Source organism: Paracoccus gahaiensis (genome assembly GCF_005048225.1).
In the GTDB taxonomy this organism is placed as follows: Bacteria; Pseudomonadota; Alphaproteobacteria; order Rhodobacterales; family Rhodobacteraceae; genus Paracoccus; species Paracoccus gahaiensis.
This window is the reverse complement of record NZ_SUNI01000009.1, coordinates 1-26210: the sequence shown is the minus strand read 5'-3', so window position 1 is coordinate 26210 and position 26210 is coordinate 1. Positions and strand designations below refer to the sequence as shown.

Annotated in this window: 23 protein-coding genes and 1 tRNA gene; 11 read left to right on the top strand and 13 right to left on the bottom strand. The window is 63.8% G+C overall.

Going from position 1 to position 26210, the window contains the following annotated elements:
• Positions 1-5: 5 nt before the first annotated feature.
• From FA743_RS10520 to FA743_RS10505, 4 genes are all read right to left on the bottom strand, one after another.
• Entirely contained in the window at positions 6-935 is a 930-nt protein-coding gene (locus FA743_RS10520; RefSeq protein WP_136886067.1) for a prephenate/arogenate dehydrogenase family protein, read from the bottom strand.
• A complete protein-coding gene (gene hisC / locus FA743_RS10515; protein WP_136886066.1) occupies positions 932-2023 on the bottom strand; it encodes a histidinol-phosphate transaminase in 1092 nt (363 codons plus the stop codon). The genes FA743_RS10520 and hisC overlap by 4 nt, the downstream gene beginning before the upstream one ends.
• A gap of 181 nt (positions 2024-2204) precedes the next feature.
• Positions 2205-2825 (bottom strand): 30S ribosomal protein S4, encoded by a 621-nt coding sequence (gene rpsD, locus FA743_RS10510; RefSeq protein WP_136886065.1) that lies wholly within the window; start codon positions 2823-2825, stop codon positions 2205-2207.
• Between the two features lie 123 nt (positions 2826-2948).
• Complete coding sequence (locus FA743_RS10505; RefSeq protein WP_136886064.1) at positions 2949-4076, bottom strand: ROK family transcriptional regulator; 1128 nt, start codon at positions 4074-4076, stop codon at positions 2949-2951.
• A gap of 120 nt (positions 4077-4196) precedes the next feature.
• On the opposite strand from FA743_RS10505, the gene FA743_RS10500 reads away from it, so the two are divergent.
• The 3 genes from FA743_RS10500 to FA743_RS10490 all read left to right on the top strand — a co-directional run bounded on the left by FA743_RS10500 (position 4197) and on the right by FA743_RS10490 (position 7147).
• A complete protein-coding gene (locus FA743_RS10500) occupies positions 4197-5225 on the top strand; it encodes a sugar ABC transporter substrate-binding protein (RefSeq protein WP_136886063.1) in 1029 nt (342 codons plus the stop codon).
• Between the two features lie 96 nt (positions 5226-5321).
• On the top strand, positions 5322-6377 hold the full coding sequence (locus tag FA743_RS10495) for an ABC transporter permease (protein ID WP_136886062.1): 1056 nt from the start codon (positions 5322-5324) through the stop codon (positions 6375-6377).
• Positions 6374-7147, top strand: coding sequence for an ATP-binding cassette domain-containing protein (locus tag FA743_RS10490; protein ID WP_211242242.1), 774 nt, complete (start codon positions 6374-6376; stop codon positions 7145-7147). Before FA743_RS10495 ends, FA743_RS10490 begins: the two co-directional genes overlap by 4 nt.
• Positions 7148-7252: 105 nt before the next feature.
• Here FA743_RS10490 and FA743_RS10485 read toward each other — a convergent pair whose 3' ends face one another.
• From FA743_RS10485 to thrS, 5 genes are all read right to left on the bottom strand, one after another.
• Complete coding sequence (locus FA743_RS10485) at positions 7253-8464, bottom strand: multidrug effflux MFS transporter (protein ID WP_246054928.1); 1212 nt, start codon at positions 8462-8464, stop codon at positions 7253-7255.
• 69 nt (positions 8465-8533) lie between these two features.
• Complete coding sequence (locus FA743_RS10480; protein WP_136886060.1) at positions 8534-9160, bottom strand: DsbA family oxidoreductase; 627 nt, start codon at positions 9158-9160, stop codon at positions 8534-8536.
• Positions 9157-10620, bottom strand: a complete 1464-nt coding sequence (locus FA743_RS10475) for a class I adenylate-forming enzyme family protein (RefSeq protein ID WP_136886059.1) — start codon at positions 10618-10620, stop codon at positions 9157-9159. Before FA743_RS10475 ends, FA743_RS10480 begins: the two co-directional genes overlap by 4 nt.
• 117 nt (positions 10621-10737) lie before the next feature.
• The gene (locus FA743_RS10470; protein ID WP_135313473.1) at positions 10738-10944 is read right to left on the bottom strand and encodes a cold-shock protein; all 207 of its coding nucleotides are present in this window, start codon (positions 10942-10944) and stop codon (positions 10738-10740) included.
• Between the two features lie 206 nt (positions 10945-11150).
• Positions 11151-13097 (bottom strand): threonine--tRNA ligase, encoded by a 1947-nt coding sequence (thrS, locus tag FA743_RS10465; protein WP_136886058.1) that lies wholly within the window; start codon positions 13095-13097, stop codon positions 11151-11153.
• 165 nt (positions 13098-13262) lie between these two features.
• Here thrS and FA743_RS10460 point away from each other — a divergent pair, with 165 nt between their 5' ends.
• On the top strand, positions 13263-14000 hold the full coding sequence (locus FA743_RS10460; protein ID WP_136886057.1) for an alpha/beta fold hydrolase: 738 nt from the start codon (positions 13263-13265) through the stop codon (positions 13998-14000).
• A 3-nt stretch (positions 14001-14003) separates the two neighbouring features.
• Here FA743_RS10460 and FA743_RS10455 read toward each other — a convergent pair whose 3' ends face one another.
• Together FA743_RS10455 and phaZ are read right to left on the bottom strand one after the other, a co-directional pair.
• Positions 14004-14477, bottom strand: coding sequence for a pyridoxamine 5'-phosphate oxidase family protein (locus FA743_RS10455; protein ID WP_136886056.1), 474 nt, complete (start codon positions 14475-14477; stop codon positions 14004-14006).
• Positions 14478-14565: 88 nt separating this feature from the next.
• Positions 14566-15897: a polyhydroxyalkanoate depolymerase gene (gene phaZ, locus FA743_RS10450; RefSeq protein WP_136886176.1), complete on the bottom strand. Its 1332-nt coding sequence runs from the start codon at positions 15895-15897 to the stop codon at positions 14566-14568.
• 614 nt (positions 15898-16511) lie between these two features.
• On the opposite strand from phaZ, the gene phaC reads away from it, so the two are divergent.
• From phaC to FA743_RS10415, 7 genes are all read left to right on the top strand, one after another.
• Positions 16512-18248 (top strand): class I poly(R)-hydroxyalkanoic acid synthase, encoded by a 1737-nt coding sequence (gene phaC / locus FA743_RS10445; protein ID WP_246054927.1) that lies wholly within the window; start codon positions 16512-16514, stop codon positions 18246-18248.
• Between the two features lie 149 nt (positions 18249-18397).
• On the top strand, positions 18398-18853 hold the full coding sequence (locus FA743_RS10440) for a Phasin (protein ID WP_136886054.1): 456 nt from the start codon (positions 18398-18400) through the stop codon (positions 18851-18853).
• Positions 18854-18989: 136 nt separating this feature from the next.
• Positions 18990-19553, top strand: a complete 564-nt coding sequence (gene phaR, locus FA743_RS10435) for a polyhydroxyalkanoate synthesis repressor PhaR (protein ID WP_136886053.1) — start codon at positions 18990-18992, stop codon at positions 19551-19553.
• A 45-nt stretch (positions 19554-19598) separates the two neighbouring features.
• Positions 19599-19688: transfer RNA gene (locus tag FA743_RS10430), tRNA-Ser, on the top strand.
• Positions 19689-19769: 81 nt separating this feature from the next.
• Positions 19770-21128: a tyrosine-type recombinase/integrase gene (locus tag FA743_RS10425; protein ID WP_136886052.1), complete on the top strand. Its 1359-nt coding sequence runs from the start codon at positions 19770-19772 to the stop codon at positions 21126-21128.
• A 176-nt stretch (positions 21129-21304) separates the two neighbouring features.
• Positions 21305-22816, top strand: a complete 1512-nt coding sequence (locus FA743_RS10420; RefSeq protein ID WP_169308850.1) for a reverse transcriptase domain-containing protein — start codon at positions 21305-21307, stop codon at positions 22814-22816.
• Positions 22782-23429 (top strand): SLATT domain-containing protein, encoded by a 648-nt coding sequence (locus tag FA743_RS10415; RefSeq protein ID WP_342774392.1) that lies wholly within the window; start codon positions 22782-22784, stop codon positions 23427-23429. Before FA743_RS10420 ends, FA743_RS10415 begins: the two co-directional genes overlap by 35 nt.
• Positions 23430-23475: 46 nt before the next feature.
• Here FA743_RS10415 and FA743_RS10410 read toward each other — a convergent pair whose 3' ends face one another.
• Positions 23476-24030, bottom strand: coding sequence for a recombinase family protein (locus FA743_RS10410; RefSeq protein ID WP_136886049.1), 555 nt, complete (start codon positions 24028-24030; stop codon positions 23476-23478).
• A 1230-nt stretch (positions 24031-25260) separates the two neighbouring features.
• Entirely contained in the window at positions 25261-25812 is a 552-nt protein-coding gene (locus tag FA743_RS10405; protein WP_136886048.1) for an HNH endonuclease signature motif containing protein, read from the bottom strand.
• Positions 25813-26210: the final 398 nt, after the last annotated feature.

The following is a 26210-nucleotide window of genomic DNA, read 5'->3' as shown; positions in this document are numbered from 1 at the left end:
GCGCGCTACTCGGCGGGGCGGGCGCCGGGTGTGCGGCCGAAATCCGGGGCCTCGGTATCCTGTCCCGCGTCGATGATGCCGCGACGGATGGCGCGGGTGCGGGTGAAGTAATCGTGCAGCTGCGGGCCGTCGCCCATGCGGATGGCGCGCTGCAGCACGAACAGCTCCTCGGTGAAGCGGCCCAGGATGTCCAGCGTCGCTTCCTTGTTGTGCAGGAACACGTCGCGCCACATGGTCGGGTCGCTGGCCGCGATCCGGGTGAAGTCGCGGAAGCCCGCCGCCGAATACTGGATCACCTCCTCGCCCGAGACGCGGCGCAGGTGGTCGGCCACGCCCACCATCGTATAGGCGATCAGGTGCGGCGCATGGCTTGTCACGGCGAGGACCAGATCGTGATGGGGCGCCTCCATCCGGTCGGTCTTGGCGCCCATCGCCGTGATCAGGGCGTCCAGCCGGGCCAGCGCCGCCGGATCGGTGTCGGGCAGCGGCGTCAGCAGCCACCAGCGATTGGCGAACAGGCCCGCAAACCCCGCGCGCGGGCCCGAATGCTCGGTCCCGGCCAGCGGATGGCCGGGGATGAACTCCACGCCCGCAGGCAGATGCGGCGCCACCGCGTCGATGACCGACTGCTTGACCGAGCCCACATCGGTGATCGTGGCACCCGGCGCCAGATGTGGCGCGATCTCGGCCATGACCTCGCCCATGGCGCCCACCGGCACGGCCAGCACGACCAGATCGGCGCCCGCCACGGTCTCGGCGGCGCTGTCGCAGACGCGGTCGCACAGGCCGATCTCGCGTGCGGTGTCGCGGGTGGCGCTGCTGCGGGCATAGCCCGTGATCTCGCCCGCCAGCCCGCCTTGGCGCATCGCATGGGCCATGGATCCGGCGATCAGCCCCAGCCCGATCAGGGCCACGCGGTCATAGATCACGCTCATGCCCCGCGCCGTCCGGCCATGAAGCGGCCCAGGCAGTCCAGCACGCGGCTGACGGCATCCTCGTCGCCCACGGTGATCCGCAGCGCCTCGGGCAGGCCATAGCCGCCCACGCGCCGCACCAGGATGCCGTCGGCGCGCAGGGCCGCATCGGCGGCGGCGGCGGTGTCGGGGCTGTCGAACCGCGCCAGCACGAAATTGGCAAAGCTCTCGTCGCAACCCACCCCCATCTGGATCAGCGACTGCCGCATCCTGTCGCGCATCTGCGCATTCAGCGTGGCGCAGCGGGCGGTGAAGGCGGTGTCGCGGATCGCGGCCTCGGCGGCGGCCATCTGGGCGTTGGACAGGTTGAAGGGCTGGCGGATGCGATTCAGCACGTCGATGACCGCGCGCGCCGCATAGCCCCACCCGATCCGCAGCCCGCCCAACCCGTGGATCTTGGAAAAGGTCCGCGTCATGATGACATTGGGATGGCGGTCGACCAGCGCGGCGCCGCCATCGGCGCCCTCGGCAAACTCGGTATAGGCGCCGTCATGGACGAACAGCACCTGCGGCGGCAGCCCGTCCACCAGGCGCTGCAGCTCGTCCGCGCCCAGCATCGTGCCGGTCGGATTGGCGGGGTTGGCGACGAAGACCACCCGGGTGCGATCGGTCACCGCCGCCAGGATCGCGTCGACATCGACCCGCCGCCCGGCCTCGGGGACGGTGACGGGCGTGGCGCCGACCATCCGCGCCAGAATCGGATACATGGAGAACCCGTGCGCGGTGGTGATCACCTCGTCGCTCGGCCCGGCAAAGGCCTGCACCACGAATTGCAGCACCTCGTCCGAGCCCACGCCGCAGATGATCCGGTCGGGATCCAGCCCGCAGACCTCGCCGATGGCCGCCCGCAAGCCCGCATGATCGGTCGCCGGATAGCGGTGCAGATCCCCCGCCGCCGCCTTGAAGGCCGCCTGCGCCGCCGGGCTGGACCCAAGCGGATTCTCGTTCGAGGAAAGCTTCAGCACATCCGCGCGCCCCGCCAGCGTGCTCTCGCCGCTGACATAAAGCGCGATATCCATGATGCCGGGCTGCACGGGTGTCTGGGTCATGGGGTCCATCCTTTGTCCGGCCCCGTCTAAGCGCCCCTCCGCCGCAAGAAAAGCCCCCAAAACGCCGCCTTCATCTTGGTCCAAATATCCCGGGGGTCCGGGGGCTGGCCCCCGGCCGTCGCGGGACGCGAAAGGGCCGCATCCGAAGATGCGGCCCCAGAGGCAGTCGATGTGGCGAAGATCAGTTCTTCGCGTAGAATTCGACGACCAGGTTCGGTTCCATCTGCACGGCATAGGGAATGTCGCCCAGGGACGGGGTGCGCACGAAGGTCGCGGTCATCTTGTTGTGGTCGCATTCCAGATAGTCGGGCACGTCGCGCTCGGTCAGCGACACGGCCTCCAGCACGATGGCCAGCTGGCGCGAGCGCTCGCGGATCGAGATCACGTCGCCTTCCTTGACACGGTAGGACGCGATGTTCACGCGCTGGCCGTTGACCTGGATATGGCCGTGGTTCACGAACTGGCGGGCGGCCCAGATGGTCGCCACGAACTTGGCGCGATAGACGACGGCGTCCAGGCGACGCTCCAGCAGACCCACCAGGTTCTCGCCGGTATCGCCCTTGATGCGCTCGGCCTCGGCATAGATGCGGCGGAACTGCTTCTCGGTCAGGTCGCCGTAATGGCCCTTCAGCTTCTGCTTGGCGCGCAGCTGGGTGCCGAAGTCGGACAGCTTGTTCTTGCGGCGCTGGCCGTGCTGGCCGGGGCCGTATTCGCGGCGGTTGACCGGCGACTTGGCGCGGCCCCAGATGTTCTCGCCCATGCGGCGGTCGAGTTTGTACTTGGCAGACGTGCGTTTGGTCACGGCTGGTCTCCTTGCAGATCGTTGCGAAGGGCGTTGTCCTCTGGCCGGGGCCTGACAGGGTTCCCCTTGCGGGGTCCACCAACACCAATGAAGTGGCGGCTTATAGCCCGGGGGTCCGCGGTGTCAAGGCCCATCCCCCCGCAGCGGCAGACCCTCGGGCTGGAAGAAATGCGCCAGCGGCAATCCGGCGGCCCCCAGGATGCGGGCCCGGCGGCCCAGACTGCCCTCGATCACCTCGGGGCGGTCGATGCCGGCCGCGGGAAGCCCGGCCATCGCCCGGCGGGTCGCATCGGTCAGCCGGGTGCGGGTCGCGGGCGGCACGGCGCCGTCGATGACCACCAGCGGCAGATCGACCAGCGCCACCGCCGACAGCGCCGTGAAGGCCAGCGCCTGGCCCGCCTGCTCGGCCCAGTCCTCCTCGATCGCCAGGGGCACGTCCCAGCCTGCATCGTCGGGCGGCAGTGGATGCCCGATCCGCCGCTCCAGCGCCGAGACCGAGGCGCGGTCCAGAAGCTGCCCGCCGCCCGGGATCGGCATCGAGCCGAGCGCGCCCGCGTTCATCCGTGGCCCGTGGCGCAGCACGCCGTCCAGCACGATCCCGCCCCCGGCGAAATGGGCGATGTAGACATGGATGAAGTCGCGCGGCAGGTCGAGCGCGCCGAAGATCTGCTGCGCCCCGCAGGCGGTCGTCGCGTCATTGTCCAGAAACACCGGATAGGGCAGGTCGCCCGCCAGACGGGCGCGCAGGTCGATGTCGCGCCAGCCGGCCATCTCGCGGCCCCAGTCCCACAGCCGGTAGGGCGCGGCGATGCCCAGACCCGCGATGCGCGCCCGCTGATCGGGCGACAGCGGCGTGGTCAGATCCTCCAGCCCCCGGCGCGTGAAATCGAGGATGCACCCCGGATCGGGATGGGCATGGACCTGCTGGCGATGGGCGCGCACCTCACCCGTGAAATCGACCAGCGCCAGCTCGGCCAGTCGCCGCCCGATCTTCAGCCCCAGGAACCACGCCCCGTCCGGCGCCAGGGCCAGCGGCACCGAGGGCTGGCCCACCTTGCCCCGCACCACCGCCCCCGCATCCAGATAGCCGCCCTGCATCAGCTTGCGCGTCAGGTTGGTGATGGCCTGTGCCGACAGCCCCGTCAGCGGCGCCAGCGCGGCGCGCGGCATCGGCCCCTGCCGGCGGATCAGGGACAGGATCAGCCGCTCGTTCCGGCTGAGCGGGCCGGCGGGCACGGGGTCGCGGGGCATGGGATCGGTCCTCCTGAAGGGGATTAATAAACATGATTGATTTATTGACAAGCTGCATTGGCTGGTGCTTTGGTAGCTCAGGGGCGGAAGAGGAACCGCTCGGCTGGAGGAGATTTCACCGTGACCATCACGACCGTATTGCGCGCATCCGTCGCGCTGACCGCGCTTGCCCTGTCGGCAGGCGCTGTGCAGGCGCAGGAGACGACCAGGGCCTGCCTTATCACCAAGACCGACATCAACCCGTTCTTCGTGAAGATGAAGGAAGGCGCCACCGCCAAGGCCCAGGAACTGGGCATCGAGCTGATGACCTTCGCCGGCAAGATCGACGGCGACCACGAGACCCAGCAGCAGGCCGTCGAAAGCTGCATCGCCGCCGGCGTCCAGGGGATCATGATCACCGCATCCGACACCAAGGCGATCACCGATTCGCTTGGCCAGGCCCGGGATGCGGGCATCCTGGTCATCGCGCTGGACACGCCGATGGACCCGATCGACGCCGCCGACGCGACCTTCGCCACCGACAACCGCGAGGCCGGGCGGCTGATCGGCGCATGGGCTGCGGGCCAGATGGGCGACGCCGCCGCCGATGCCAAGATCGCGATGCTGGACCTGTCGGCCAGCGCGCCCTCGGTCGACGTGCTGCGCAACCAAGGCTTCCTGGAGGGCTTCGGGATCGACGTGGCCGACGAGAACGTCATCGGCGACGAGGATGACGCGCGCATCGTGGGCCACGAGGTGACCTCGGGCAACGAGGAGGGCGGTCGCCAGGCGATGGAGGCCCTGCTGCAGATCGATCCGGGCATCAACCTGGTCTATACGATCAACGAGCCCGCCGCCGCCGGCGCCTACGAGGCCCTGCGGTCCTTCGGCATGGAGGAGAACGCGCTGATCGTGTCGATCGATGGCGGCTGCCCGGGCGTGCAGAACGTGCAGGACGGCGTGATCGGCGCCACGGCGCAGCAATACCCGCTGCTGATGGCGTCGATGGGGGTCGAGGCGATTGCCGCCTTCGCCGCCGACGGCACCATGCCCGAGACGACCGAGGGGCTGGACTTCACCAATACCGGCGTGAACCTGGTCACCGACGATGCGGTCGAGGGCGTGACCTCGATCAGCGTCGTCGACGGGCTGGAGCAGTGCTGGGGCTGAGCCCCCGGCGGCCGCCCGGCTGACGGGCGGCCCTGGCCGAACCGGCGACGGCGGGCGATCCGCCGTCGCGCTTCCCGACATTTCCCGGAGTCCCCGATGTCAGACACCCCCGATCCCGTGGTCGAGCGCCGAGCCCCGGAGGCGGTCGCGCAGTTCGACCACCGCCACCGCAGCACGCTGGACCGGGTGCAGCATTTCCTGCACCAGTATCCCACCATGGTTCCGGTCATCGTCCTGGTGCTGTCGCTGATCGCCTTCGGGCTGATCTCTCCGAACTTCTTCTCGGCCTTCAACCTGTCGCTGGTGCTGCAGCAGGTCGCCGTCGTGGGCACGCTGGCCGCCGCGCAGTCGCTGGTGATCCTGACGGCGGGGATCGATCTGTCGGTCGGCGCGGTGATGGTGCTGATCTCGGTCGTGATGGGACAGCTGGCGGTGAATTTCGGCGTGCCCGTGCCGATCGCGATCCTGGCGGGCCTGGCCTGCGGGGCGGCGACCGGCGCGCTGAACGGCTGGCTGGTCACGCGGCTGAAGCTGCCGCCCTTCATCACCACGCTTGGCACCTGGAACATCTTCCTGGCGCTGAACTACTACCTGTCGGGGCGCGAGACGATCCGCAGCCAGACGCTGGACACCGACGCGCCGCTGCTGAAGTTCTTCGGCACGCGCTTCGAGGTCGGCGGCGCGGTCCTGACCTATGGCGTCATCCTGATGGTCGTGGTCTTCGCCGTGCTCTATTACGCGCTCTACAAGACGGCCTGGGGCCGGCGCGTCTATGCGGTGGGCGACGACCCGGAATCGGCGGCGCTGGCGGGCATCCAGACCAAGCGCGTGCTGATGTCGGTCTATGTCGTGGCCGGGGTGATCTGCGGGCTGGCGGCCTGGTCCTCGATCGGGCGGGTGGGCTCGATCAGCCCGACCTCGTTCTTCGAGGCGAACCTGGAATCGATCACCGCCGTCGTCATCGGGGGGATCTCCCTCTTCGGCGGGCGCGGGTCGATCCTGGGGCCGCTGATCGGCGCGTTGATCGTGGGCGTCTTCAACTCGGGGCTGCGGCTGGCGGGGGTGGACGTGCTGTGGCAGCTGTTCGCGACCGGCTGGCTGATCATCCTGGCCGTGGCCATCGACCAATGGATCCGAAAGGTGTCGTCATGACCGAACCGCTTCTGTCCGCCCGCAACCTGGTCAAGCGCTATGGCCGCGTGACCGCCATGGATCATGCCGATTTCGATCTGTATCCCGGCGAGATCCTGGCCGTCATCGGCGACAATGGTGCGGGCAAGTCAAGCCTGATCAAGGCGATCTCGGGCGCGGTGAAGCCCGACGAGGGCGAGATCCGGCTGGACGGCAAGCCGGTCAGCTTCGCCAGCACGCTGGATGCCCGCAAGATGGGGATCGAGACGGTCTACCAGACGCTGGCCCTGTCGCCCGCCCTGTCGATCTCGGACAACATGTTCATGGGGCGCGAGATCCGGAAGCCCGGCTTCCTGGGCACCTGGCTGGGGATGCTGGACAAGACCGCGATGGATGATTTCGCCCGCGCGAAGCTGACCGAACTGGGGCTGATGACGATCCAGAACATCAATCAGCCGGTCGAGACCCTGTCGGGCGGCCAGCGCCAGGGCGTGGCCGTCGCCCGCGCCGCCGCCTTCGGCAGCCGCGTGATCATCCTGGACGAGCCGACCGCCGCGCTTGGCGTGAAGGAAAGCCGCCGGGTGCTGGACCTGATCCAGGACGTGCGCTCGCGCGGCATCCCGATCGTGCTGATCAGCCACAACATGCCGCATGTCTTCGAGGTGGCCGACCGCATCCACATCCACCGGCTTGGCAAGCGGCTCTGCGTGATCGACCCCAAGGCGCATTCGATGTCGGATGCGGTGTCCTACATGACCGGGGCGAAGGTGCCGGAGGGGCTCGCGGCCTGAGCGTCCCGCGACGGGGGGGGCCAGCCCCCGCACCCCCGGGATATTTGCACCAAGATGAAGGGCGGGCGGGGTCTTCGGGGCCCCGCCCGCCTCAGCCGTCTCGGGTCAGTCGTCGAGATTGCGCATCAGGTACCAGGCAAGGCCCGAGCAGAGCAGCGTGGCGGTGATCGCGGGGATCGCGGTGCCGTTGTAGAGAAGGCCCACGGGGGCGGCGATCAGGACGGCGGCCAAGGTCGAGATGGCGGCGATGATCGAGGCCGCCATGCCGGCGATATGGCCCATCCGCTGCAGGGCCAGCGCGTTCAGGTTGCCGAAGGTCACGCCCGCCATGAAGAAGACGCTGGTGGCCCAGAAGAAGAAGGCGGGAAAGCGCAGGGCCTGCGGCAGCAGGTCCGACAGAAGGGCCGCCAGGATCACGCCGGACACGATGGTCTGCATGACATAGGCCCATTTCGCGATGCGCCGCATCCCGAAGCGGATCACGAAGGTCGCGTTCAGGATCGTGCCCGACCCGGACAGCAGCGCCATGGCGGCGAACCAGAGGTGGAAGTTCTCGCCCTTGCCATAGGTTTCGCCGAAAAGCTGCTGTGCCGAGGACAAGAGCCCGAACATCTGCCCGAAGCCGAGCGTCAGGATCAGCGTGGCCAGCATCACCTGGCGGTCCGACAGCACCTCGCGCGCCGAGGAATACAGCGTCGTCAGGCGCAGCGGGCGGCGCTTGTCGCGGGGCAGGGTCTCGACCTGGCGGATGTTCAGCCAGAGCGCGCCGACCACGGCGAAGGCGATGAAGGCCAGAAACACCCCGTGCCAGCTGGAGATGGCGATGATGCCCGCGCCAAGCGTGGGGGCGACCGCCGGGATCATGATGAAGATCATCATCACGAAGCTGGTGATGCGCGCCATCTCGCGCCCCTCGTAGAGATCGCGGACCAGCGCCAGCCCCACGATGCGTGGTCCGGCCGCGCCCAAGCCCTGCACGAAGCGGGCGATCAGCAGGAACTCGAGCGAATCGGCATAGAGCGCGGCGATCGTGGCGGCGATGTAGATGCCGAAGCCGACGGTGATGGTCCGCTTGCGCCCGAAGGCGTCCGAGATCGGGCCCGCGAACAGCGTGCCCAGCCCCATGCCCGCCACGAAGGAGGTCAGGATCAGCTGCGCGCGGTTGACGTTGTCGGGCGTCAGATCGGCGGCGATGTCGGGCAGGGCGGGCAGCATCGCGTCGATCGAGAAGGCGATCGTCGCGAAGAGGAACGCCAGCATGGCGATGAATTCGGGAAGCGGCAGGCGACGCTGCGGCGCGGCCTCTGCATAGGGCATGTCGGTCATGGGGGTCGCCTGTGGGGTTCAGGTCTGACAGTTAGGCCGAACTTGCACAGTGTGCAAGTCTTAGGAGCGGTTGGCTGCCATGATCTCGTCGATGACCTGCTGCCACAGCTGGGCGGGCTGGGCGCCGCTGATCGCGTGGGCATCCGCGACGATGAAGGTCGGGACCGTGGCGATGCCGCGCTGGCGGGCATGGGCCTCGCGCCGGGCGACCTCGTCGCGGTCGGCATCGCTGGCCAGAAGCCGGGTGGTCAGGGCAGGATCCATGCCCGCCGCTTCGGCGATGGCCGTCAGGGTGGCGGGGTCCGAGATGTCGCGGGCCTCCTGCCAATGGGCGGCGAGCAGGCCGGACATGACGGGGGCCTGCGCGCCCTCGAGGCCCGCCCAATGCATGAGGCGGTGCGCGTCGGTCGTGTCGGGTTCGCGCGGCGCCGGGTCCAGGACCAGACCCAGATCGGCGGCGCGCCTGGCCAGAGCCTTGCCCGCCGCCTCGGCCCCCTCGCCCAGCTTGGCGCGCAGATAGGCGACGCGGTCCATCCCCTCGGGCGGCATCTGCGGGTTCAGGCGGAACGGATGCCAGGCGATCGCGAAGGAATGGTCGGGGCGGCCCGCCAGGGCCCGGTCCAGCTCGACCTGGCCGATTAGGCACCAGGGGCAGACGGGATCGGCGAAGATGTCGAGGCGCGTCATGATCGGTCCTTGCGATGCGCCTCGCGCAGAGCGCGGCGGTTGATCTTGCCGGTGGGCGTGCGCGGCAGGGCGGCAAGCCGGATCCAGGCGCGGGGCTGCTTGTAGCGGGCCAGCCCCTCTTCGGCCAGAGCCTGCAACTGCGCCTCGGTCGCGGGTCCGGTCCAGAAGGCGGCGATGATGCTGGCGCCGGGTCCCACGGGCAGCTCGGCCACCGCGACGTCGCCGGCGCCGGGATGGGCGGCCAGCAGCTCCTCGATCTCGGGCGGGGCGACGCGGAAGCCGCCCGCGTTCATGATGTCGTCGGCGCGGCCCAGAAGGGTGATCGCGCCGCCGGCCTCGGCCTGCGCCTGATCGCCGGTCAGGAACCAGTCGCCGCGATGGCAGGCGGCGGTGGCGGGCGCGTCGTCCAGATAGCCCAGGAACAGCCCCGGATCGTCGCGCCGGACCGCCAGCGCGCCGGGCTGGCCGGGGGGCAGGGGCCCGTCTTCGCCCAGGATCGCGACATGGCGGCCGGGCTGGGGAAAGCCTGCCGTGCCCGGTGGCGCGGGGCGGGCGGGGCTGCCCGAGAGGAAGGTCGAGATCTCGGAGGCGCCCATCGCCTCGTGGATGTCGGTGCCGGTCCGGGCGCCCCATGCGGCGCGCAGCGCGGGATCCAGCCGCTCGCCCGCAGCCAGCGCATGGCGCAGCGTCGGGATGGGCGGCCAGTCGGCGCGCAAAAGGCGGCGGAAGATGCCCGGCGCCCCCGCCAGCATCGTGGCGCCGTGCCGCGCGGCCAGATGCGGGATCTGCTCGACGGGTGTGCCTTCGACCGGGATCAGCGCGGTGGCGCCGATGGTCCAGGGATCCATCAGTCCGGTCCCGAGGGTGAAGGTCCAGTTGAACGCCCCCGCATGCAGCAGCCGGTCGTCTGACCGCAACCCGTACCAGCCCTGCATCATCATGCCCCGCGCCAGGATGGCGCGATGGGCGTGCATGACGGCGCGGGGCTGGCCCGAACTGCCCGAGGTGAAGACGATATAGGCCGGCCGATCGGGATCGCCCTGCGCGAAGGCGGCGGGCGGCAGGTCCGCAAACCCGGCCAGCGCGGCCTCGGTCAGCACCGGGGCGGGATGGTCGGGCAGGGGCACGCCCGCCCCGGCCAGGACCAGCGCGGGGGCCAGCCGGGCGGCGATCCTGGTCACCTCGGGCGCGGTCAGCTGCGCCGAGGTCGGCACGGGCACGATACCCGCCGCGATGGCCCCCAGATAGGCGATGGGAAAGGCCGGGCGGTTGCCCACCCGCATCAGCAGTCGCTCGCCGGGCTTCAGGCCCGCCTGCAGCAGGCCGGTCGCGCTGCCCAGAACGGCCTGCCGCAGCCGCGCGAAACTCCAGTCCTCCGACCCGTCCGGCCCCAGGACCGACAGGGCCGTCTTGTCGGGCAGATCCCGCCCCGCCGCCAGCACATGCTCTGCCAGGTTCATCGCCGGCCCTTCTTCTTTGCAAAAATACCCACTGCGGCCGTCATATCATTGCCAACACTGGGCAATGAAAAAACGGCCCGCAGGCACGGGCCGTTCCCTGTCCGCCCCCAAATCTGCTCAGAGCGGGCGCAGATCGCTGGCCGAGGCCCGGCCGTCGCGGCCCGACTGCAACTCATAGCCGATCTTCTGGTTGTCCTGCAGGCCCGTCAGGCCCGCCCGTTCGACGGCCGAGATATGCACGAACACATCCTTGCCGCCGTCATCGGGGGCGATGAAGCCATAGCCCTTGGTGGAGTTGAACCATTTCACCGTGCCGGTCGCCATAACCGTTCTCTCCTTCAAGTCCTCCGGGCGCAGGATTGCGTCCGGCCGTGCAGCCCGCTTTCAGTCTTCCGGCTGCCCGTCAAAAGGGAGGCGGTAGAAAGTCCTTGCTCACAGTTCCGAGAGGATGCCCGATTCGCTTTAAAAGGCAAGGAAAACCGCGCACTGGCCCAGGGCCGCGCGCGGGTGTCGCAGCCCTCTGCCGCGGGTCAGCGCAGGTCCGGCGGCGCGGCTTCAACGGCCAGTTGTGCGACCGCCTCGGTCAGGGTCAGGCTGCGGCTTCCCTGTGCGTCCAGCCGGCGCAGGGAGACGGTCCGCTCCTCGACCTCCTTCATGCCGATGGCCAAGATCGCGGGCACGCGGCCCACCGAATGTTCGCGCACCTTGTAGTTGATCTTTTCGTTGCGCGTGTCGGCCTCGGCGCGCAGACCCGCCGCGCGCAGGGCCGCCACCACCTCGGCCACATAGGCATCGGCGTCCGAGACGATCGAGGCCACCACCACCTGACGCGGCGCCAGCCACAAGGGCAGCTTGCCCGCCGAGTTCTCGATCAGGATGCCGATGAAGCGCTCGAAGCTGCCCAGGACGGCGCGGTGCAGCATGATGGGGCGGTGCTTGGCACCGTCGGGGCCGACATATTCGGCGTCCAGCCGCTCGGGCAGGTTGGGATCGACCTGCAGCGTGCCGCATTGCCAGTCCCGCCCGATCGCGTCGCGCAGCACGAATTCCAGCTTGGGGCCATAGAAGGCGCCCTCGCCGGGGAACAGCTCGTAGTCATGGCCCGCCGCCTTGCAGGCATTGCCAAGCGCCGCCTCGACCCGGTCCCAGCTTTCCTCGGACCCGATGCGCTTCTCGGGGCGCGTGGACAGCTTGATGCGCCAGCCGTCGAAGCCCAGATCGGCATAGATGCCCGACAGAAAGTCGATGAACTTGCGCGTCTCGGCCTCGATCTGATCCTCGGTGCAGAAGATGTGCCCGTCATCCTGCGTGAAGCCGCGCACGCGCATGATCCCGTGCAGCGCGCCCGAGGGCTCGTAGCGGTTGCAGGACCCGAATTCGGCCATGCGCAGGGGCAGGTCGCGATAGGATTTCAGCCCGTGGTTGAACACCTGCACATGGCAGGGGCAGTTCATGGGTTTCAGCGCGTTGACCGTCTTGGTCCGGGCGTGATCCTCGTCCACCTCGACGATGAACATGTGGTCCTGATAATTGTCCCAATGCCCGGATTCTTCCCACAGCGTGCGGCTGACGACCTGCGGGGTGTTCACCTCGACATAGCCGTCGCCGCGCTGCTTGCGGCGGATGTAATCCTGCAGCGTGACATAGATGTTCCAGCCGTTGGGGTGCCAGAAGACCTGGCCCGGCGCCTCTTCCTGCATGTGGAACAGGTCCATCTCGCGGCCCAGCTTGCGGTGGTCGCGCTTGGCGGCCTCCTCCAGCATGGTCATATGCGCCTTGATGTCGTCGCGGTTGCGGAAGGCCACGCCGTAGATGCGCTGCAGCATCGGACGAGAGGCGTCGCCCAGCCAATAGGCGCCGGCGATATGAGTCAGCTTGAAGGCGTCGGCGGGCAGTTGGCCCGTCGATTGCAGATGCGGGCCCCGGCACAGATCCTGCCAGTCGCCATGCCAGTACATGCGCAGGTCCTGGCCCTCGGGGATGCGGTCGATCAGCTCCAGCTTGAAGGGCTCGCCGGCCGCCTCGTAATGGGCGATGGCGCGGGCGCGGTCCCAGATTTCGGTGCGGACAGGCTCGCGGGCATTGATGATCTCGCGCATCTTGGCTTCGATGGCACCCAGATCCTCGGGGGTGAAGGGCTCGGCGCGGTCGAAGTCGTAGAACCAGCCGTAATCGCGCACCGGGCCGATGGTGACCTTCACATCCGGCCAGATCGCCTGCACGGCGCGGGCCATGACATGGGCCAGATCGTGGCGGATCAGCTCCAGCGCGGGGGCCTCGTCCTTCATCGTGTGGATGGCGAGGGAGCCGCTGGCGGCGATGGGCCAGGCCAGATCGATGTGCCGGTCGTCGAGGCTGGCCGAGATGGCGCGCTTGGCCAGGCTGGGCGCGATGCTGGCGGCGACCTCGGCTGCCGTCACGCCGGCGGGATAATCGCGCGCATGGCCATCGGGAAAGGTCAGGGTGATCTGGGACATGATGTCCTCCTCGTCGGTCTGGCGCCCACGGAACGCCCGGTTGCAAGTGATGGTCGGCGGCAGGCATGACCGCCGTTCGGGCGACTGTCAAGCCGGGCGGGCTTGCCGGGGCGCCGCCGGGGCGGCACTGTGGGGGCCACCGCGTGCAGGCAGGGGAGATCACATATGACCGGCATTCTGGACACGGCCTCGGGACGGCGCATCGCCTATGAGCGGCTGGCGGGGCAGGGGCCCGGCGTGGTCTTTCTGGGCGGGTTTCGGTCCGACATGGGGGGCACCAAGGCGCTGCACCTGCGGGCCTGGGCGCAAGAGACCGGGCGGGCCTTTTTGCGCTTCGACTATTCCGGGCATGGCGACAGTGCGGGTCGGTTCGAGGATGGCTGCATCGGCGATTGGGCCGAGGATGCCCGCGCGGTGATCGACGCCCTGACCGACGGGCCGCAGGTGCTGGTCGGATCGTCGATGGGCGGCTGGATCGCCCTGCTGGTGGCGCGGGATCTGCCGCACCGGGTCGCTGCGCTGGTCAGCATCGCCGCCGCGCCCGATTTCACCGAACGCGGCTTCTGGGTCGGCTTTTCGGCTGATCAGCGCGAGGCGCTGGAGCGGCAGGGCCGGGTCGAGATGCCAAGCGAGTACGGCGCGCCCATGGTGCTGACGCGCCGCTTGATCGAGGATGGGCGGGACCATCTGATCATGGACCGCCCTTTGTCGCTGCCCGTTCCGGTTCGGATGCTGCAGGGCACCGCTGATGCGGATGTGCCCATGTCATGGGCGTTGGATCTGCTGGACCATGCCTCGGGCGGGGATCTGCGGCTGACCCTGGTCAAGGGGGCCGATCACCGGTTTTCCACGCCCGACTGCCTGGACCTGATCGTCGCGGCGATCGAGGGGCTGCCCGATTAGACCTCAGAAGGTCAGGGTGTAATGCTCGCCCATGTCCGGCTTGTGCCCGGTGACCTTGGACTTGGCGATCTGGAACATGAAGGACAGGCTGCCGCCGGTCGCCCAGACTTCGGCCTCGGTCAGGTCGAGGCGCAGTAGCTGGATGTCGGGATCCTGCTTGCCCTCCTCGAACCAGCTGGAGGCGACGGCGTTCCACAATTCGTCCAGCTTGGCGCGGTCGTCGGAGAGGGACAGCTGGCCGTGGATGCGGGTGTAAAGGCCCTCGCCGCCGTCGCTGACCACATGGATGGCGGGCTTGGTGCCGGTGGCGGCGGTCTCGGCCAGATCGGTGCCCTTGGCGGTGATGAACCAAAGGACCCCTGCCTCGCGGTCGGCATAGTGGGACATGGGCACCAGCCGCGCATGGTCCGTCGTGCCCAGCATCCCGCTGTTGGTGTCGTCGAGGCGGCCCCAGAACTGGTCGGCGTGATCGGTCATCGCATGGTCCTTTCCTGCCGCGTCAGGCGGCGTTCAAGGACCACAACGAGGCCGTGCGGGGGCGGGTTCCGCCCCCGACCCTCGGCTCTCAGACGGCCATCTTGCCGGAATCCGTCACATCGGTCACACCGCAATCGGCCGCCTCGCCGCCGACCTTGCGACGCCGCTTGGGCTTGACGCTGTCGGGCAGGGCGGCGTTGTCGTCGATGAAATCCAGGACCAGCGGTCGGATGTTCAGGCGCCAGGACTTGCCCGCGAAGATGCCGTAATGGCCCGCGCCCGGTTCCAGATGCTGGACCTTTTTCTCGGCCGGCACGCCGGTGCACATGTCCAGCGCCGCGACGCATTGGCCGGGGGCCGAGATGTCGTCATTGGCGCCTTCGACCGTCATCACCGCGACATCGGTGATCTTGCCGATATCGACCGGCCGACCCTCGACCGAAAACTGGTTCTTGGCGATTTCCAGGTTCTTGAAGATGCGTTCGACCGTCGACAGGTAGAATTCCGCCGTCATGTCCATCACGGCCAGGTATTCGTCGTAGAACTTGTTGTGCTTGTCGGCCTCGGTCGCGGTGCCGCGCGCCTCGGCAAAGATCTGGTTGATGAAGGCCTTGGAATGCGTCTCCAGGTTCATCGAGATGAAGCTGGAGAGCTGCGCCAGACCCGGATAGACCATACGGCCCGCACCGCGATACTTGAAGCCGACCGACTGGATCGCAAGATGTTCCAGCTCGCCCATGGTGATGCGGTTGCCGAAATCGGTGACCTCGGTCGCGGCGGCGTCGGGATCGACCGGGCCGCCGATCAGGGTCAGGGTCCGGGGCTGGGCCTTGGGATCCTCCTCGGCCAGGATGGCGGTCGCGGCCAGGGCCAGCGGCGCGGGCTGGCAGACGGCGATCACGTTCACATCGGGGCCCAGATGGCGGATGAAATCCACCAGATACTGGGTGTAATCCTCGATATCGAACTTGCCCTCGCTGACCGGGATGTCGCGGGCATTGTGCCAGTCGGTGATGTAGAGCTCGCAATCATTCAGCAGCGAGGTCACGGTGGACCGCATCAGCGTCGCGTAATGGCCCGACATGGGGGCGACCAGCAGCACCTTGCGGGGCAGGGGCTCGCGGCGGGCGACGCGGAAATGGATCAGGTCGCCGAAGGCGCGGCGCATCACGGGCTCGACATAGACGATATGGTCCTGACCCTGATCGCCGATGATCGGCGGCAGTTCCCAGTCCGGCTTGACGACCATGCGCGAGAAGCTGCGTTCCGTCACGCGGCCCCATGCGCTGAGCAGATGGAAGGCCGGATGCGGGATCAGCGCGAAGATGGGGTAGGACCCCATCGCCTTGGCGCTGGCGCCCATCCATTCGTTCGTGTTCCGAATCGTTTCCATCGCGTCATAGGACATGATGCCCCTCAGACCCTTGCTCGGCATAACACCCACCTTTTGCTGCACTGCGGCATGATCTGCGCGAGTTGACCGGGCTTGAACAGGGAGAAAAGCCGGGTTTACGCCTTGCCTGCCCTGCGCATATCATGGGGCATACCTAGGGGGGAAAACACATCATGGCAAGGCAACCGGAGGTGACCGATAAAAATGTTGCCAGATCGCGTGCAAGATCGGCAACAACTGCAAAAGGTCGGCCAGGCGAGGCTGCGGCCGAGACGGGCTCTGCCGCCCCGGGTCCGAAGGCTGCGGAAACGCCCGCGCCCAAGGCTGCCGTGAAGCCCGCCACGAGGGCAAAGGCTGCACCGAAAGTGGCCGCGAAACCCGCAGCCAAGACCCGTCGCGCCCCGGCAAAGGCCGCATCCGCGACCGGTGCCGCGAAGCCCCCAACCGCCGCCAAGCCCCGCACCAAGGCGGCGGCGCCCGAACCCGACCAGCCGCAGGTCGCGGCCCCCGAGCCGTCCAAGGCCGCATCACCCAAGCCGGCCGAAACGCCCAAGCCGGCCGAAACGCCTGCAGCCAAGGCAGCACCCCCTGCCGATGCGCCCGCGCCGTCCGAGGCCGCGCAGCTTCCCCTGGCCCGCAAGATGGCCGAGAACATCGAGCGCATCGAGGCCTTGGGCCACCGGCTGGTCACGGCCCTGGCCGACCGCCAGCCCTCCAATCCGGGCGTCGAGGCGCCGGGCCCCGATCTCTACGTGACCGCCACCAATGCCTTCCTGAAAACGCTGGCCGAACAGCCGGGCAAGATGATGGGCACGCAGGTCTCGTTCTGGGGCGAGACGCTGGCCAATTACGTCCGCGCGCAGAAGGCGCTGGCCAAGGGAACGTTGCTGGCGCCCGAGGATGACGCCCCGGCGGACAAGCGCTTTGCCCATCCGCTGTGGCAGAGCCATCCCTTCTTCAACCTGATCAAGACGCAGTACCTGACCAATGCCCGGGCGCTGCGCAAGGCCTCGGACAGCCTGGATCTGCCCGACGCGGTGTCGCGGCGGCGCATCGACTGGCTGACCGCGCAGATCGTCGACATGATGGCGCCGACGAACTTCCTGGCCACCAATCCCGACGCGCTGGAGCGGGCCGTCGAGACCGAGGGCGAGAGCCTGGTCAAGGGGCTGGAGAACCTGGTGCGCGATGTCGAGCAGCATGGCGGCGAGATGATCGTCTCGCTGGCCGACCGCCGTGCCTTCACCGTGGGCGACAATATCGGCACCGCGCCCGGCACGGTCGTCCATCGCGCGCCGTTGTTCGAGCTGATCCAGTATGCGCCCACGACGCCCCAGGCCCATACCCTGCCGCTGGTGATCTTCCCGCCTTGGATCAACAAGTTCTACATCCTGGACCTGAAACCCCAGAACAGCCTGATCCGCTGGCTGGTCGAACAGGGCCAGACCCTGTTCGTGGTCAGCTGGAAGAACCCCGATGCCAGCTTTGCCGAGACCGGGATGGAGGACTATGTCACCGCCTATATCGAGGCGATGGACAAGATCCTGGAGCTGACCGGCCAGAGCCGCCTGAACACCGTGGGCTATTGCATCGCGGGCACCACCCTGTCGCTGACGCTGGCGCTGTTGAAGCAGCGCGGCGACCGCCGGGTGAACTCGGCCACCCTGCTGACGACGCTGACCGACTTTTCCGATCAGGGAGAGTTCACCAGCTTCCTGCAGAACGATTTCGTCGACGGGATCGATGCCGAGATCCGGCGTCACGGTCTGCTGCCGGCCCGGCTGATGTCGCGCACCATGAGTTTCCTGCGCGCCAACGACCTTGTCTGGGGGCCGGCGATCCGCAGCTACATGATGGGCGAGACGCCGCCCGCCTTCGATCTGCTGTTCTGGAACGGGGACGCCACCAACCTGCCGGGCCGCATGGCCATGCAATATCTGCGCGGGCTGTGCCAGAACAACGATTTCGCGGGCGAGGGGTTCGACCTGCTGGGCCACCGGCTGCACGTGTCGGACGTGACCGTGCCGCTGTGCGCGGTGGCCTGCGAATCCGACCATATCGCACCGTGGAAGGATTGCTGGCGGGGGGTGTCGCAGATGGGGTCGACCGACCGGACCTTCATCCTGTCGCAATCGGGCCATGTCGCCGGCATCGTGAACCCGCCGACCCGCAAGAAATACGGCCATTACCTGAGCGAGGCGGGCTTCGACGGCGGCCATCAGGCCTGGCGCGAGGGGGCCCGTTTTGCCGAGGGCAGCTGGTGGCCCGAATGGGGCCGCTGGCTGGCCGAGCGGTCGGGGCCGCTGCGCGAGGCCCGCGATCCGGGCGAGGGGCTGGACCCCGCGCCGGGACGATACGTTCACGAGCGCGCAGGCTGACCCACGGGGAAGCTTGATTAATTTTTGCTGCGCTGCAGAAAAAAGCTTGAAATGCTGCACTGCAGCATTTAGATTGGCGTCAAGGAATGGAACGCGGCGACACGTTCCCACTTGGTCTCTCGGTCGCTGCATCTTTGAGGAGTGAAGACATGGCGAAGACCCCGGATATGACGAAGACGATGCAGGACATGATGGCCAACTTTCCCATCGACACCAGCTCGATGCAGGAAGCGATGAAGTCGCAGGGCGTGCTGGGCGAGAAGCTGACCCGCGTCGCGCTGAGCGCCGCCGAGCGCTCGACCGAGATTTCGGCCAACTGGGCCAAGGACTCGATCGCCCGCATGGGCGAGCTGGCCTCGGCCAAGCAAGAGCCTTCGGAATACGCCAAGGCCATGAGCGATTTCGCCTCGGCCTATGCCGAACTGGCCGCCGAGCACATGGCCGCCTATGCGGAAGTCGCGAAGAAGGTCCAGATGGACACCGTCGACCTGATGCTGACCGCGGGCAAGGATATTGCTGCCGACGCTCAGAAGGTCGCCGAGAAGGCCGGCCGCGACACGCAGGCCGCCGTCAAGAAGGCCGCGACGGCCGCCGAAGCCAAGTAATCCTCCGGGATTTCGACGGACGGGCAGGGGGCGGCTTTCGGGCCGCCCCTTCGCACATGCGGCATTCGGCTTTTTTCCTTTGCGTTTTGCAGGTGCAGCACCCATCATGGGGCACCCTGCATCCAAGGACTTCATGATGGCCGCATCGACTGCGCCGTTGCTGATCAAGCGTTATGCCAGCCGCCGGCTCTACAACACCGAAACCAGCGATTACGTCACGCTCGAGGACATTGCCGGCTTCATCCGCGAGGGGCGCGAGGTCAGGATCATCGACCTCAAGTCGGGCGACGACCTCACGCGTCAGTATCTTCTGCAGATCATCGCCGAGCATGAGAGCCGGGGCGAGAACGTCCTGCCGCTGGACGTGCTGACCGATCTGGTGCGCAGCTATGCCACCAACGCGCAGTCGGTCGTCCCGCAGTTCCTGGCCGCCAGCTTCGAGATGCTGCGCGAGGGCCAGTCGAAGCTGATGGAGAACATGACCGCGCTGCCCCATCCCATGGCCAAGATGCCGGGTTTCGACGCGCTGCAGCGCCAGCAGCAGCTGTTCCTCAAGGCGATGATGGGAGGCTGGCGCGGCGGCGCCTCGGGCCCCGAGCGCGACGACGACACCCCCACCCCGCAGGCCGAGGATGCCCGCGACATGGCCGAGATCCGCCGCCAGCTGGCCGAGCTGCAGAAGCGTGTCTCGAAGCTGTGACATCCGGCTTGCACAGCGGTTCCGCGCAGGCTAGACCCGCCCCACGGAGCGGTGGCCGAGTGGTCGAAGGCGCACGCCTGGAAAGTGTGTAGGCGGGGAACCGTCTCGAGGGTTCGAATCCCTCTCGCTCCGCCACAATCATTGCATTTCCCTTGTAATAACAATGATTTAGACGATAGTTGAGCAAGCTGCAGGTCACACATAAGGTGACACACTGTGGTTCTGCTGTTCGTCTCAGGGGCTTTTCGTTTGACTGCGAAGTACATCCAGAAGAAGGGCAACGTCTGGTATTTCAGGCGTCGCGTTAGCGTGGGCTGCGAGGGTTTGCACCGGGACGCTAAAGGTAGGCCTCAGTCGGTCTTGTATTTCTCTCTAAAAACAGGCGATCAGATAGAGGCAGCCAAGCGGGCCAACGATCATGCCAAACGGCAGGATGCGCTATGGGACAATCACCTCAGCAGCGGCCACGTCGAAGGCGTCGATCCGAAGGCAGCCTTGGGCCGCCTTGAGGCCGCTGGGCTAAAGCCCGGTGATGGACTGCGCTATCCAGACAATCCGCTTATCGACCGTTTCATTGAAGCTCTGACGGGTGGGCCTTTTGAGCCCTTCGAAGAACACCCAGCACCAAGCCCCCAAAGTAGCCTGACGCTTGACCTGCTGATGGGGAAAGCCATCCCCCGGACCTTGAGCGATGCCAAGGACAAGCACATAGAGCTGGGCAAAGGTCCGAGAAACAAGACGGCGCAACAGCAGTTCGACCGAGCTTGGTCGGTGCTGATGGGCATTACCGGGGATGCGATCATCAAGGATGTGCGCCGGGAACAGGCCAATGCCTATGTTGGTAAGCTCAGGGACCGGGGCATCACTGCCGATACAATTTCCAAGTACGTCTACCAGATCAAGCCGGTGTTCGACACGGCGATCAGGGAGTTTGAGCTTGGTATCCCGAATCCCTTTGAAAGCCTGACGATCGCTGGGAAGGGCTCTGATAAGCCCCATGAGCGGCTGCCCTATGCACTGTACGAGCTACAGGCCATCTGGCGGCAATGCAGGGTTATGGACGATGAGCGGCGCTGGGCCATTGCCATGATGTCAGACACAGGAGCCCGGCAGGCTGAGATAGTCGGCTTGCGTAAGGATGACGTGATCCTGACAGGTGACGTGCCCCACATCGTGATCCGACCAAACATCAATCGCAGGCTGAAGAATGCCCAATCTGAACGGCAGGTCCCTCTGGTTGGGGAAGCTCTATGGGCGGCACAGCGGGCCATGACCACAGCGGGTGAGCATCTGTTCCCTGTCTTCCAGCCCCGTAAGCCCGGAGGGACGTTCAACCCCAACAGTGCCTCAGCGGCCATGAACAAGTGGCTGAAGGACAATGGTCTGGCAAAGGTGGGGCAGGGGCTTCACAGCTTCAGGCACACTCTTGTGGACCGCTTGAGGGACGCTGGGGTGCCCAAGGATGTACGTGAGCAGATTGGCGGCTGGAAGTCTCAAGGGGTCAGCGAAGGGTACGGGCAAGGGTTCAGCTTGGCGCGGCTGCATGAGGCGATGCTGAAGATCGCTCCGCTGTAACCCTTCAAGATCACCGACATCTTGACAACCTCCAGAGCCCGCTTCACCTTCGCACGAGGTGCGTGAAGCGCTAGTCAGTAGGTAGCAGCGTCTCTCTGCAGCAGTATCCCCAAGATCCTGCGCCTTGGAAACGAAACATACTATAGCTGCTTACTGGCGACCCTATTGAGGCCACCTTGGAACGAATTCTAGAAGATCGTATAATCGCTGAAGCGAAAAATAGGCTGGCGGATTGGCGCAAGAAAGAGCGGAAAAGGTATACGGCATTTCAGAACGGCCTAAAGAGGTCAGGCCGCTCGTCTGTCTACAAGCCTCTTGATGAACCGAATGCCTGGTCCAGCCACAACCAGTTTGATCCAAGGTACTGCATTAAACATGCGCGGTTTCTTTCCTCGGGGATTATTCGTTCAATAAGAAGCGGAACCTACGCGGCAGTCCCTTCCAGGCGCTTCTACATCCCGAAAGAGAATGGCCAAAGACGAACCGTCGATAGCTTCGCCATTCCCGATGCCGCAATTTGTGGCCTACTGAGTGAAGCACTTCGGGAGCGGAATTCGAAGATTTTTTCTTCCAATAGTTATGCGTTTCGGCCGGGCATGTCTGCAATTGATGCAATTGTACGTCTTTCCAGCTTCATGAAATCTGAGAAGGTATTCGTTAGCAAGTATGACTTCCAAGATTACTTTGGCAGTGTTGATCATGCTTTTATCTCGAACGAAATTCTCGGATCTCGTAAGTTTAATATCACTAGATTTGAGCGGACCGTTATTGAAAGTATCATAAATCATGAGTTCATCGCGCCGGACGGATCAGGACGTAGAGGAGTTGGGTTCCCTCAGGGGAATTCTATCTCCCTTTTCTTGGCGAACGCCGTAGGAACCTATTTAGACGAAGCTCTCGACAAGAGAAATGGAAACTATATCCGTTACTCAGATGATAGTATCGTCATTAGTTATTCATATGAAGATGCTATAATCGGAACTGATGCTTATTCGGACTTTACCAAGGCGACGCGTGTAAAGGTTAATACAGAGAAAGCCTCAGGAATCAGCATCCTTTCAGACCGCATCTCGGAGATGCGTACGTCCAATACGGTTGACTTTCTTGGGTACTCCATGTCCAAAAATTCAATCAAGCTATCAGACCGTGCCGTTGGAGCTCTAAAGCGTCGGTGTTCAAAGATCATTTATCGACACCTACTTCTCTACCCAAAACGATATGGGCTGCTTTCAAGGGCACGGCTTGGTAGGCGGGGGATCGACTGGGATCTTGTGTCGTGCATTTATGAGCTCCGTCGTATGCTTTACGGAAACTTGAAAGATCATCAAGTGCATTCCTACCTCGACGGTAGGTACCGACTGAAGAAGATGCCGGGGGACTTGTCGTATTACTGCCTAGTGGGAAGGGTCGAGCAATTCGCCGAGTTAGACGGCTGGCTCGTTTGGGCTATCCACCGTGCACTGCGCGAGCGTCTCAAGATGATTAACGTCATTTATCCTCATCTGCATTGGTCGATCCCTACTCCGGCGAGTTTGGTAACAACCCGTTGGTTTTTGGGGAGTGGAAGGCGCTTCGATGTAACAATTCCCAGTTTCACGGTGGCTTGGCGAGCGGGCAGGAAATCTTGGCTCAATTATGGGCATTTAGGTGTGGATGGTGGCTGGGGAAATTATACAAATGTCTCCTGATGAAGCTGAGTATTATAAGAGCCGCAGTCGCAAGATGAAGGTCACCGCCTACGTCCGCTTTGATCTGTCAGAGCGCCTTTCCAACATTGAGTACATCAATCTGATAATCTCTGTTTTGATGACTGTGTACTTGACGGGCTGGGTGATATTCGTTCAATTTTATCCGTCAGCTCTATCTGATGAGCAGAAAACCCTCCTATCATTTACGTCGGTGATGGCGTCAATCACATTGCTATGTATGACTATTTTGGATCACGCTTCCGCGCGCTCAGTAAGAGCTAATACATTTCTAGAGAGCGCAGATAGTGCTCTACGACTGGCTGATGAACTGGATCTCGCTTGCTTAACGGGTGATCGGACATTGGCGACAAGCCTAATCGCTTCTTATTCCACTTCATTGCGAGCTGCAAAAGTCAATCATAGCAGCGAGGACTATCAGCTCTACGTCGATAAGGAGAACTCTAGAAACCAAAAATTTTTCAGCAAGGCGCGAATTAGGTACCAATGTCGGATTATCATGTACTACGCCAAGAGGGTCTTGCTACAGATAGCTTCCTCTCTTGGCGTGCTTTTTGCCACTGCCTTGGTGGTCGTTGGTGCTGTAGGAGGATAAAGGCTTCGATCTTATGTGGTTTGCATAAGCTGCGGCTTTCACTCACTTAGATGCCCTGCAGCACTCTGTAGACAGACCTCTCGGAGATGCCTAGCGCTACGGCTATCTCGGATCTTCGAAGGCCCTCAGCGGCCATCTCACGGGCTCTCAGGGCCTGCCTCATAGCCGTTGGTGCTCGACCCTTGTACCTGCCCTCAGACTTCGCCTTGACGATCCCCTCCCGTTGCCGCTCCAACATCATCTGCCGTTCAAACTGAGCCACGGCCCCCATCATGTTAAGGATCAGTTCACCGGTCGGGGTACTGGTGTCCAGACCAAGATCAAGAATGCGAAGGCTCACGCCCTTATTCTTGAGAGCAGCTAAAAGCTGCCCCAGGTGAGATACGTTCCGAGCCAGACGGTCCAGCTTTGTGACAATCAGCGTGTCACCGTCTCTCAGGTAATCGAGGCACGCCTCAAGCTGCTGTCGCTTAGCAACCGAACTGACTTGCTCCTGATAGAGCTTTGTGCATCCTGCCGCAGTGAGTTCCCGCAGTTGCGCTTCAAAGCCTGCCACCTGCTCAAGCGTACTAGTCCGCGCATATCCGACAATTGCTGTCATGGTAAGTCTCCTGCCAATAGAGTTTAAGACGAACGGACGGAAGGACTGCCAAAAGGCAAAACCCATTCCATTGGCAGCTTAAATTACACCCACTGTTCAGTGCCACACGGGCAGGACCTAGTGGCAGAGGTAGCGCGTCGTTATGGATCTTTTCGCGCTTCTTGAGAACAATACAGGGCCAAGTTGGTGCTCTAAACCTTCGATCGCCAGATCAAACGGATAGGGGTCCCAAAGGGGGGTGGGGGGTTTTCTGAAGAGAGTTCAAAAAACAGGAGGCTTAAGCGCTATTATTATTATTGTTGTTGTTGCTGGGGCTCACAGCGCTTTGACAGAGAGCCACAGTGCTACAAGAGCGATCAAGGTAGACCACACCCACTGCCAGTGCTTCATGTAGAAGCGCACGACGCGATGAGCCAATGCAGAAGTCCAATGACGCTTAGTGTGGAAGCCTATAACCCCTGGAATGTCCCAAACCTTAAGTTCTCCGTGCCACCAAGTAGATAACTGCTGACGCCACGTCTGCCTTTTGGATACCATGCCGCTCTGTTCCTATACGAGTTGCCTCTGATGATATCGGCTCACAGAGGCAACAGGAAGCCCGTACAGGGCGGTAGCGTATTTTGGGCGCCAGCTCCCGAGGGAAGAACTTGATGCCGTCTCTGAGCGCTCCTTGAGCCTGTCTGGGCGTTATGCAAACTTCCCCAAGTTAGTGCTCGCGTTATGGTTCTTGATGTCCGTTCATCGACACTCAGTCCAAAGGAAAGCAACGCTGAAAATTACTTAATGAAATCAAAGGCACGTGGGAATTGAGACGCTTAAGTACTTGATTTATATACAGTCCAAAGGAGGAGCTTTGTATCACCAAACGGACGTAGGTTGAAACCCAAGGTTCATATACTCAAAGGGTACTCATGTGGAGTAGACCAGTGGAGTTCTTGGGGTTCATGCTTGTAAGCTTAGGAGATATTTATATTATTATCTAGCCCTAGCTTGCATTAGACATATCCAAGAGGGGTTGGGTTAAGCATCATTAAAAGCCAAAGCCCCAAAGCTCTCTGTATCATCAGCTTGCAGCTACACCGCTCGATATGGGCATGGCGAATGAAATAGTTATCAACATTGATTTAGTAAAAGGTCCCATACTTCAGCGGCCTAGCTCTACTGCAGTATGGGACCAAACTGCGTCACCCTAAATGGTAAAGCTAACAGTAGGAGCTTTAGGTTGTTGCGTTAGATAGTAAGCCTCCCATGTCTCGGCGTGAAACCGTTGGCTGCCCACGTCTGATCTCGGAAAGAAAACGCTTCAGGCTCGGTGTGAAACGTCTTGGAGATGCTTTTTCCGTTGATCTGTATTTTTACCTTAAAGGAGCCGGATGCTGTGATCATGATATTGCTATTCTGCCGTGTGCCGCGCCTGTTCTTGGCATTAATAGACCGGGACACCGCACGAAGATTGTTGATTCTATTATCACTTGGGTCACCGTTGATGTGGTCGATATCTTCAGGAGGCCAGTATCCATATTCCAGCGCCCAAGCCACTTGATGAGCTAGGTAAGTTCGCCCTCTTATCTCTGCACAAAGGTGACCTTTCGATTGTGCCGACGTGAATGCTGCTTTGCCCGCACAACGCTTGTTTCTGTTAGCTTGTTGACGTTCAGTGTCGAACCACTCTCTTCCCATAATCTTCCAAGTAAACCTTCCGGTCTGGCGGTCATACAATAGCCAATCATGGAGGCTGGAAGGCTGAAGACGCGGGCTCTTATTTTCAATGTTGTTCGTCATGAGGTTTCGTTCATTTTTCGCGACATGATCATATTGCAACTTGAAGTTTTTTGTTGTTGCTTGATTTATCGACTTTTGTGGCCGCACAGGAGTTATCGCCCAGCGGGAAGAAGATAATCGGTTAGAGTGTTTCGAAACACATACCGGCTCCTTCGTTCCATTACGGCCGTTTGGTGATACATTTTTGCGTTTGGGCCAGCTTATAATGCATTATTTTAAAAGCACTATGGCGCGGCGAGCAATTACAGATCACTTAGATGAGGTGACACAAGTATCCATCCGGTGAAGGCCGCTGTGACGTCAGATCTGATGGTCGCGTTCCATGGCGATCATCTCGAGCAGGTTTTCGACACCGAACGGAGTGAAGGCGAGCACCTCGACCTCGGTAGTGCCGTAGA

Bases quoted from the DNA above. Each gene is read 5' to 3' on its own strand.
- FA743_RS10520 (WP_136886067.1), bottom strand. From the start codon at position 935: ATGAGCGTGATCTATGACCGCGTGGCCCTGATCGGGCTGGGGCTGATC.
- hisC (WP_136886066.1), bottom strand. From the start codon at position 2,023: ATGACCCAGACACCCGTGCAGCCCGGCATCATGGATATCGCGCTTTAT.
- FA743_RS10505 (WP_136886064.1), bottom strand. From the start codon at position 4,076: ATGCCCCGCGACCCCGTGCCCGCCGGCCCGCTCAGCCGGAACGAGCGG.
- FA743_RS10495 (WP_136886062.1), top strand. From the start codon at position 5,322: ATGTCAGACACCCCCGATCCCGTGGTCGAGCGCCGAGCCCCGGAGGCG.
- FA743_RS10490 (WP_211242242.1), top strand. From the start codon at position 6,374: ATGACCGAACCGCTTCTGTCCGCCCGCAACCTGGTCAAGCGCTATGGC.
- FA743_RS10485 (WP_246054928.1), bottom strand. From the start codon at position 8,464: ATGCCCTATGCAGAGGCCGCGCCGCAGCGTCGCCTGCCGCTTCCCGAA.
- FA743_RS10480 (WP_136886060.1), bottom strand. From the start codon at position 9,160: ATGACGCGCCTCGACATCTTCGCCGATCCCGTCTGCCCCTGGTGCCTA.
- FA743_RS10475 (WP_136886059.1), bottom strand. From the start codon at position 10,620: ATGAACCTGGCAGAGCATGTGCTGGCGGCGGGGCGGGATCTGCCCGAC.
- FA743_RS10470 (WP_135313473.1), bottom strand. From the start codon at position 10,944: ATGGCGACCGGCACGGTGAAATGGTTCAACTCCACCAAGGGCTATGGC.
- thrS (WP_136886058.1), bottom strand. From the start codon at position 13,097: ATGTCCCAGATCACCCTGACCTTTCCCGATGGCCATGCGCGCGATTAT.
- FA743_RS10460 (WP_136886057.1), top strand. From the start codon at position 13,263: ATGACCGGCATTCTGGACACGGCCTCGGGACGGCGCATCGCCTATGAG.
- FA743_RS10455 (WP_136886056.1), bottom strand. From the start codon at position 14,477: ATGACCGATCACGCCGACCAGTTCTGGGGCCGCCTCGACGACACCAAC.
- phaC (WP_246054927.1), top strand. From the start codon at position 16,512: ATGGCCGAGAACATCGAGCGCATCGAGGCCTTGGGCCACCGGCTGGTC.
- FA743_RS10440 (WP_136886054.1), top strand. From the start codon at position 18,398: ATGGCGAAGACCCCGGATATGACGAAGACGATGCAGGACATGATGGCC.
- phaR (WP_136886053.1), top strand. From the start codon at position 18,990: ATGGCCGCATCGACTGCGCCGTTGCTGATCAAGCGTTATGCCAGCCGC.
- FA743_RS10415 (WP_342774392.1), top strand. From the start codon at position 22,782: ATGGTGGCTGGGGAAATTATACAAATGTCTCCTGATGAAGCTGAGTAT.
- FA743_RS10410 (WP_136886049.1), bottom strand. From the start codon at position 24,030: ATGACAGCAATTGTCGGATATGCGCGGACTAGTACGCTTGAGCAGGTG.
- FA743_RS10405 (WP_136886048.1), bottom strand. From the start codon at position 25,812: ATGACGAACAACATTGAAAATAAGAGCCCGCGTCTTCAGCCTTCCAGC.